Below are 7,711 nucleotides of genomic sequence, written 5' to 3'. Positions count from 1 at the left end.
CCTCACAGATCGGTTCATGCCCCATCTGCGCGACCAGGGTGACCGTTTCGTCGAGCGCGCCCTGCGTCAGGGGGTAGCCGGCCTCGAAGCCGAGCACCTCGTTCGCCGCCACCGCCTGCTTCGCGCGCTCGATCGGGATATCCGAGCGGATGGTGGCCAGCCTGAGCTGCAGCCCGTTCTCGCTGGCGATCTCGCGGACCAGAGCCGCCGTGCGATCGACCTGGACGCCGGATCCCGCGCCGCCGACGCTGCCGACGATAACCGGTATGCCAGCCGCACGCCCGGCACGGATCAGGGCGGTCAGCTCGCGCTTGATGCTCACGTCCGAGACGAGGGGCTTGCCCGAGCCGAGATAATGCGGACCCGGATCGGTCGACCCGGCATCGACGGCGATCACGGCTGGGTTGAGCGACATGCCGCGCGCGAGCGCTTCTTCGCCAAAGCCATAACCTAGCGTTCCGGTGGGGGTGAGGACTGTGATGGGCGGCATTCCTGCCTCTCTTTCGCGAAGAAGTTCCTTCCACGATAGAGGCGGTCGCACGAGGCCTGCGGTCAAATCGCTTCTGCCGCCCCAGACATAACGAAAAGATATGCTAGATCGGAGGCTCCCCGATGGCTGTCGCCATGATTGCGAGCTTGCGGGTCAAGCCGGTCCTGACATGCTCGACGAGAGCGCGCGTGCCGAGCGCGGCATCGCGGAAGCTCGGCAGGGCGACCCAGATGTCGTAATCCACGGCGGGCCGGAAAGGGCGAACGACCAGTTGGCCGCTCGCGAAACCTTCGGTGCTCAACGGATCGACGACCGACACGCCGACGCCGGCCGCGACGAATGAGCAGCAGGCCTCGGTGAGTTGCGCCGTCAGGACGACGTTGGGCCGGGCTCCGGTTTCGGCGAAGGCCTTGTCGACTTGCAACTGCGCGCGATCCTCCTCGACCATGCCGACGAAGCGTTCCCCGGTGAGATCGGTCGCATGGACCACATCCAGTCCGGCCAGCCTGTGGCCCGGCGGCAGTGCGCAGACGGCGCGCATGGTGCAGAGCTTCTCGAACCGCACGCCCGGCCTGTCAGCCGCGAACATGCCGAAGCCGACGTCGACGGCTTGCGTGGCGATGCGCTCGACCAGCAGCCAGGAATTGCGGCTCGACATCTCGATCCGCAGGCCAGGCCGCGCCTCCAGGAATTCGGCCAGGATCGGCGGAAGGATGCGGGTGGCGAGCGAGGGAAAGGCCACGAGCCGGATTTCGCCATAGTCGAGCCGCTGGATCGCCCTGGCGCGCGCCTGGATCGAATCGACGCCGAGGAAGACGCGTTCGACCTCCGCATACAGCATCTGCGCCTCAGCGGTGGGGATGACACCGTTCCTCTGACGATGGAACAGGCCGAAGCCGCATTTGCGTTCGAGCAGCAGAACGAGCTTGCTGACGGCCGGCTGAGACAGCCCGAGCCTCTCACCCGCCCGAGTGAAGCTGCCGAGTTCCATGATCGCCTTGAAGGCCTCGATCTGGCGGATGTTCATGCGCGCGGCGCCTCGGCAGGTGCAGGCATTTCATCACTCATGCCGTGCCCGTGCGCGACGTGGTCGGCGAAGCGTTCCAGCTCGGCCAGGGCATGCGCGACGAAGCTGTCGACGAGGTTGAAGGATCGCGCCGCCTTTGGGCGAATGAGCCAGATGTCGAACTCGACCGCAGGCGAGAACGGCCGGATGATGACGGCGGGGTTGGTGTTGTTGTAGGCGCTGATCGGATCGACCACCGCCACACCGGCGCCGGCCGCGACGAAGGAAAAGGCAGTCTCCGACTGGCCGACCTCGATGCGCAGGCGCCGCTGGATCTTTCGCTCCTCGAAGATCCTGTCGATGACGAAACGCGAATGGTCCTGCGGCCCGAGCGAGATGAAGTCCTCGTCCGTCAGGTCGTGAGCCTCGATGGATCGGCGCGTGGCCAGGCGATGGCCGGCGGGCAGGATGCAGAGCCCGCGCAGCCGGTGAAGATGCGTGCTTTCGACTTCCGGCCGATCGCTCGGCAGAAAGCTAAAGCCAACATCGACATGCTGGGTGGCGACGGCGTCGATCAGGCTACGGGAACGCATGCTTTCGATGCGAAAGCGCGTGTCGGGCCTGTCCTTGCAGAAGCCCCACAGAATGTCGGGCACGACGCGACGGGCGATGGCGGGAAAGGCGGCGATGCTGAGTGCCCCCCAAGACTGGTCGCGCAACGCCGTCGCGACCCGGGCAATCTGACCGACGCCTACGAACATCCGTTCCACTTCAGCAAACAGCGCCTGGGCCTCTCGCGTCGGGGCCAGCTTGCTGCCCTGCCGCTCGAAGAGGCGAAAGCCGCAATGGCGTTCGAACAGGGCGATGAGCTGGCTGACTGCCGGCTGCGAGATGCTCATCCTCTCGCCGGCGCGCGTCACACTGCCCGTGGTCATGACGGCACGAAAGGCCTCGATCTGGCGGACGTTCATGTGACAGCATAAGCTCCAGTTATTCTGCAGCGATAATTTTCTATTGGAAAATTATATTCCGCAAGATGATCATCCCCTCAAGGACGCACGAGGATGTCCGAGGGACATTCCGGCAAGCGTTCGGACAACGGGGATCGTCATGTTCATCGAAAACGCCCAGCGGCGCCTGCGCGCCATGATGTCCGTCTCGGCCGGCACGGTTCGCAGCGCACGCTACCTCACCGGCGCATCGCTCATCGGGCTCGGCCTCGCCGCCTCGCTCGGCGCCGCGCAAGCCGACCAACTCGACCGCGTCAAGCAGCGCGGCAAGCTCATCGTCGGCATCCGCAACGACTACATCCCCTTCGGTTATCTGGACCCCAAGGCCCAGAATGTCGGCTTCGAGGTGGATCTCGCCCGGGCCGTCGCCAAGGACCTGCTGGGCTCGGAAACTGCGATCGAATACGTCCCGGTCGTCGCCTCGAACCGGATCGAGTTCCTGAATGCCGGCCGCATCGACGTGATCTTCGCGACGCTCGGCGTCACCGCGGATCGCGGCAAGGTCATCGACTTCACGCAGCACTACTATTCCATGGCCGGTATCGTCCTGATGGCGCCGAAGGAAGCGACCTACAAGAGCTGGGACGACATTCGCGGCAAGAAGATCTGCGGCAGCCAGGGCAATCTCTACAACCGGACGCTGAGCGAGAAGATGGGCGCCGAGCTGGTGCTGTTCACCGGAACCGCCGAAATCTTCAGCGCCTTCCAGGGCGGCCGCTGCGACGCCATCGCCTTTGACGGCCCGAACCTGAACATGAAGGTCATGGAGGACGGCTGGAAGGACAAGTACAAGATCGCGCTGCAGACCTTCGAATACGTCCCGATCGCCGGCGGCGTGCGCAAGAACGAGCCCGCATTCCTCAAGGCGGTCGACACGGCCATCATCAAGGCCGAGGCCGGCGGGCTGATGGTCGAGGGCGAGAAGAAGTACAATCTCGGCRAGAGCGAATACGTCCAGAAGCGCGCTGCCGATGCGAAGAAGGCGCAGTAGCGCGAGCGCGGAGGGTCAGGCGCGAGCGAGCGGGGTTCGGCTCATCATGCATGCGTTGAAGGTCGCTCCTCGCAACAGGCGCCGCGCCATCGATCGCAGCGCCGGCCTCGCCGGCCTGGATGCCGGCGTGCGACGCATGCTGCCGCCGGCGCTCTATCACTACCTCGCCGGCGCCTCCGACGACGAGGCGACGCACGCCCGCAACCTTCGTGCATTCGGCGAGCTCGCCTTCCTGCCCAAGGTGCTCGTCGACGTCTCGCGGCGCTCGCTCGCCAAAACGCTGTTCGGCGTCGAAAGGCCCCTGCCCTTCGGAATCGCGCCGATGGGGCTCAGCCGGCTGATCGCCCCGGATGGCGACATTGCGCTCGCGCGGGCCGCCGCCGATGCCGACATCCCCTTCATCCTCAGCGGCGCTTCATTGACAGCGATGGAAGAGGTCCGGGCGGCCGGCGCGACGAGCTGGTTCCAGGCCTATGTTCCAGGCGAAGCGGACCGCATCGCGAGGCTGATCGACCGCGTCGAGGCGGCCGGCTTCGACACTCTGGTGATCACCGCTGACACCGCCGTGCACCCCAAGCACGAGCGCGCCGCGCGGCACGGCTTCCATTCACCGGTGAAGCCGAGCCTGGGCCTCGCCTGGCAGGGCCTGTCGCGCCCGGGCTGGCTCCGGCGCGTTCTCTTGCGCGACCGCTTGGCCGCGCTGAAATTCCGCTTCGAGAACATGGATGCCGGACAGGGGCCCCCGGTCTTTTCCGCGACCCTGGTCCGCGATATCGGCCGGCGCGATGCGCTGTCCTGGCCGCATATCGAAGCGGTGCGCCGACGCTGGAAGGGCAAGCTGGTCATCAAGGGCATCATGGCGGCCGGCGATGCGGCCGTGGCCGAGAAGGCCGGGGTGGACGGCATCATCGTTTCCAATCACGGCGGTCGGCAAGTCGACTGCGCCGCCAGTTCGCTGGCGGCCCTGGAGCGTATCGCCGAGCGCGGCCTGACGCTGACCGTCATGCATGACGGCGGCATCCGGCGTGGCGCCGACGTGCTGAAGGCGCTCAAGCTCGGCGCCGATTTCGTCTTCGTCGGACGGCCGATGCTGATGGCGGCGGCCATCGGCGGCCAGCGTGGCGCCGCCGAGGCCATCGCCTTGCTGGCAGAGGAGATCGACATCGCCATGGCGCTACTCGGCATCGATGACCTGCGTGGCCTGGCGGAGGTCGAGTTGCTGCGGGATCGGAGACCTCTGTCATGAGCCTCGACTACAGCTGGCTCAGCGACGGCCTCTACCAGACCTGGCTGCTGCGCGGCCTGGGAACGACAATCCTGATGAGCCTGCTCGGCATCGCATTGATGCTGGTGATCGGCGTGGCGGGCGCGCTGTGCCTGCATTTCCGCCTGCCGGTACTGGAGACGCTGACGACCGTTCTGGTCGAGCTGTTCCGCAACACGCCGCCGCTGGTGCAGCTCTTCTTCCTCTATTTCATGCTCTCCGAAGTCGGGCTGAAGCTGACAGATCCGACGACGGGCCGCAGCGTGCCGTTGTTCTCGGGCTTCACCTGCGTGGTGCTGTCGCTGGGTCTCTACAACGGCGCGATTGCGGTCGAGATCATCCGCTCGGGTCTGCTCGCCGTGCCGTCTCAGACCGTCGAAGGCGCGCGTTCGCTCGGATATACGCGCTTCCAGACCTTTCGACATGTCGAGCTGCCGATTGGCTTCAGGCTGTCGATGCCGGCCATGACGAACAACGTCGTCAGCCTGATCAAGACCTCGTCGCAGGCAGCGCTCGTCGCGGTTCCCGACATCATGTACGGCGCGACGCAGATCTCCCTCGAGACCTTCAGGAATCTCGAGGTCATGCTGCTGATCTGGATTCTCTACGTCGCCCTGGCGAGCCTCGCCGTCGTCATCCTGCGCCGGCTGGGCGACGTCTTCCGCATCCCCGGATACGGAGTCCAGGCGTCATGAGCCGCGAATGGCGCGCCTTCCTGCTCGGCATCATCGGCGTTCCGGCCGTGCTCGCCGCCTTGCTCTTCGCCGTGTATGGCGCCGAAACGCCGGCCATTCTCGCGAAGATCTGGCTGCGCACGCCGCTGCTGCTCTCCGGCTCGGCCGACTTCAGCGGCTCGACCGGGGGCTTCGCAGCGAACATCCTCATCAGCCTCTGGGCGATGGCGATCGCTGCAGCCGTCGGCGCCGTGCTCGGGATCGGACTGATCTCCCAGGGCAAACTCATCCGCATTCCCTCCGAATTCGTGATGAACGTGCTGCGCAACTCGCCCTGGCTGGTCGTGCTCTACGCGATGCTCTACCTGCTGCCCTTCGAGGTCACGGTCTTCGGCGCCACCGTCTTCCTGTCGCCGATGGTGAAATCGATCGTCGGGCTCGCCCTGCCGGTGACTGCGAACATCGCCGAGGTGTTTCGCGGCGGCGTCGAGGCCATCGCCAGCGGGCAGTGGGAATCGGCGCGTTCGCTCGGCTATCGCCGGCTGCAGATCCTGCGGCATATCGTGGTGCCTCAGGCGCTGCCGCTGATGACGCCGAACCTGATGACGATCTATGCGATGCTCTTCATCGGCACGAGCCTCGTCGTGGTCACCGGGACCTCCGACGTGATTTCGGTCGCGCGCACGGTCATCGGCAGCGATGGCGATCACATCGCCACGGCCGTCTACATTTTCGTGCTGCTGCTCTTCTTCCTCTTCAGCTTTCCGATCGCGATCCTGACACGCTGGCTCGAACGGCGCGTGCGAGCGAGGTGACCATGACGACCGCCATTCCGAAAACCTTCATCGAACTGCGCGACGTCCACAAGTCGTTCGGCGCCTTCCCCGTGCTCAAGGGCGTCTCGCTCTCCGTCAACGATGGCCGCGTTGTCTGCATCATCGGCCCCTCGGGCTCCGGCAAATCGACGATCCTGCGCTGCATCAACGGGTTGACGCCGATCAACAGCGGCAGCATCCGCGTCGGCGATTTCCAGGTGGAGAAACTCCGGACCGACCGCGCATTCATCCCGCTGCGCCATCAGGTCGCGATGGTGTTCCAGCAGTACAATCTCTTCCCCCATCGCACGGTACTCCAGAACCTCACCATGGCGCCCATCCAGGTGCTCGGCGAGAAACCTGCGGAGGTGACGGAGCGCGCCCGCGCCCTGCTCGCCAAGGTTCGGCTGACCGGCAAGGAGGGCGCCTATCCGGGTGAGCTTTCCGGCGGCCAGCAGCAACGTGTCGCGATCGCGCGGGCGCTGGCCATGCAGCCCCGCACCATCCTTTTCGACGAGGTCACCGCCGCGCTCGACCCCGAGATGGTCAGCGAGGTGCTGAGCGTCATCCGCGATCTTGCGCGGGAGGGCATGACCTGCGTGCTGGTGACCCATGAGATGCGCTTCGCGCAGGAGGTCGCCGACGAGGTGTTCTTCACCGATCGCGGCGTCATCGTCGAGCACGCGCCGCCCGCGACCCTCTTCAAGGCCCCCTCCGACCCTCGCCTAAAAGACTTTCTCGACAAGGTTCTCTGAAACGCTGCGGCCAGGATTGATTGCGATGACTGCCCTCAAGGTATTGGTTCCCGACGCGCATCTGCGCGATCTCGACGTCGAGCACGGCGTCTCGGGCGACAGGCTGGACTACATCGTTTTCGACGAGACAGATCCGGACGCGATTCCAGACGAAATCTGGCGCAGTTGTGACGCGGTGCTGGTCTGGCACCGCATGAAGATCACGGCCGACGTGGTCGCCAAGCTCGATCGCTGCAGGCTGATCGTGCGGGTAGGTGTCGGCTTCGACAATGTCGACGGCGCCGCCTGCCGCGCGCGCGGCATCCCGCTCTCGAACGTTCCGAACTACGGCACCACCGAGGTGGCCGACCATGCGCTGGCGATGCTGCTGCATCTCGTGCGGGGGCTCGGCAGCTATGAGGCGCGGCTGAAGGCCGATCCGGTCGCCGGCTTCGTCGCCGAGGACGTGCCGGTGGTGCGCCGTATCCGCGGATCGACCTTCGGCGCGATCGGCATGGGGCGCATCGGCACGGCGGTCGCCCGCCGCGCCGCAGCCTTCGACATGAAGGTCATCTATGTCGATCCCTTCCAGCCGGAGGGACATGATCTCGGCCTGGGCATCGAGCGCGTCCGCACGCAGGAGGAACTTCTGCGCCGCGCCGACGTCGTCAGCCTGCATGTGCCGCTCTCCGACGACACGCGCAATCTTATGGGGGCAGCCCAGTTC

The 7,711-nt window shown here is 65.8% G+C and carries 8 protein-coding genes and 1 pseudogene; 6 read left to right on the top strand and 3 right to left on the bottom strand.

The window, feature by feature from the left end:
- From AC1DRP_RS32910 to AC1DRP_RS32900, 3 genes and pseudogenes are all read right to left on the bottom strand, one after another.
- A pseudogene (locus AC1DRP_RS32910) lies at window positions 1-490 on the bottom strand (acyclic terpene utilization AtuA family protein); the annotation flags it as partial.
- Between the two features lie 103 nt (window positions 491-593).
- The gene (locus AC1DRP_RS32905; RefSeq protein WP_476770721.1) at window positions 594-1,517 is read right to left on the bottom strand and encodes a LysR family transcriptional regulator; all 924 of its coding nucleotides are present in this window, start codon (window positions 1,515-1,517) and stop codon (window positions 594-596) included.
- Window positions 1,514-2,467, bottom strand: a complete 954-nt coding sequence (locus AC1DRP_RS32900) for a LysR substrate-binding domain-containing protein (RefSeq protein ID WP_476770720.1) — start codon at window positions 2,465-2,467, stop codon at window positions 1,514-1,516. Before AC1DRP_RS32900 ends, AC1DRP_RS32905 begins: the two co-directional genes overlap by 4 nt.
- Before the next feature lie 139 nt (window positions 2,468-2,606).
- On the opposite strand from AC1DRP_RS32900, the gene AC1DRP_RS32895 reads away from it, so the two are divergent.
- From AC1DRP_RS32895 to AC1DRP_RS32870, 6 genes are all read left to right on the top strand, one after another.
- Entirely contained in the window at window positions 2,607-3,497 is an 891-nt protein-coding gene (locus AC1DRP_RS32895) for a transporter substrate-binding domain-containing protein (RefSeq protein WP_476770719.1), read from the top strand.
- 46 nt (window positions 3,498-3,543) lie between these two features.
- On the top strand, window positions 3,544-4,743 hold the full coding sequence (locus tag AC1DRP_RS32890) for an alpha-hydroxy acid oxidase (RefSeq protein ID WP_476770718.1): 1,200 nt from the start codon (window positions 3,544-3,546) through the stop codon (window positions 4,741-4,743).
- On the top strand, window positions 4,740-5,456 hold the full coding sequence (locus AC1DRP_RS32885; protein WP_476770717.1) for an amino acid ABC transporter permease: 717 nt from the start codon (window positions 4,740-4,742) through the stop codon (window positions 5,454-5,456). The genes AC1DRP_RS32890 and AC1DRP_RS32885 overlap by 4 nt, the downstream gene beginning before the upstream one ends.
- The gene (locus AC1DRP_RS32880; protein WP_476770716.1) at window positions 5,453-6,250 is read left to right on the top strand and encodes an ABC transporter permease subunit; all 798 of its coding nucleotides are present in this window, start codon (window positions 5,453-5,455) and stop codon (window positions 6,248-6,250) included. The genes AC1DRP_RS32885 and AC1DRP_RS32880 overlap by 4 nt, the downstream gene beginning before the upstream one ends.
- Before the next feature lie 2 nt (window positions 6,251-6,252).
- Window positions 6,253-7,005 (top strand): amino acid ABC transporter ATP-binding protein, encoded by a 753-nt coding sequence (locus AC1DRP_RS32875; RefSeq protein ID WP_476770715.1) that lies wholly within the window; start codon window positions 6,253-6,255, stop codon window positions 7,003-7,005.
- 25 nt (window positions 7,006-7,030) lie between these two features.
- On the top strand, window positions 7,031-7,711 hold a 681-nt coding region (locus AC1DRP_RS32870), incomplete at its 3' end, for an NAD(P)-dependent oxidoreductase (RefSeq protein ID WP_476770714.1).

Source organism: Allobosea sp. 01N443, from assembly GCF_056399325.1.
This window is presented reverse-complemented; position numbering and strand designations above follow the sequence as displayed.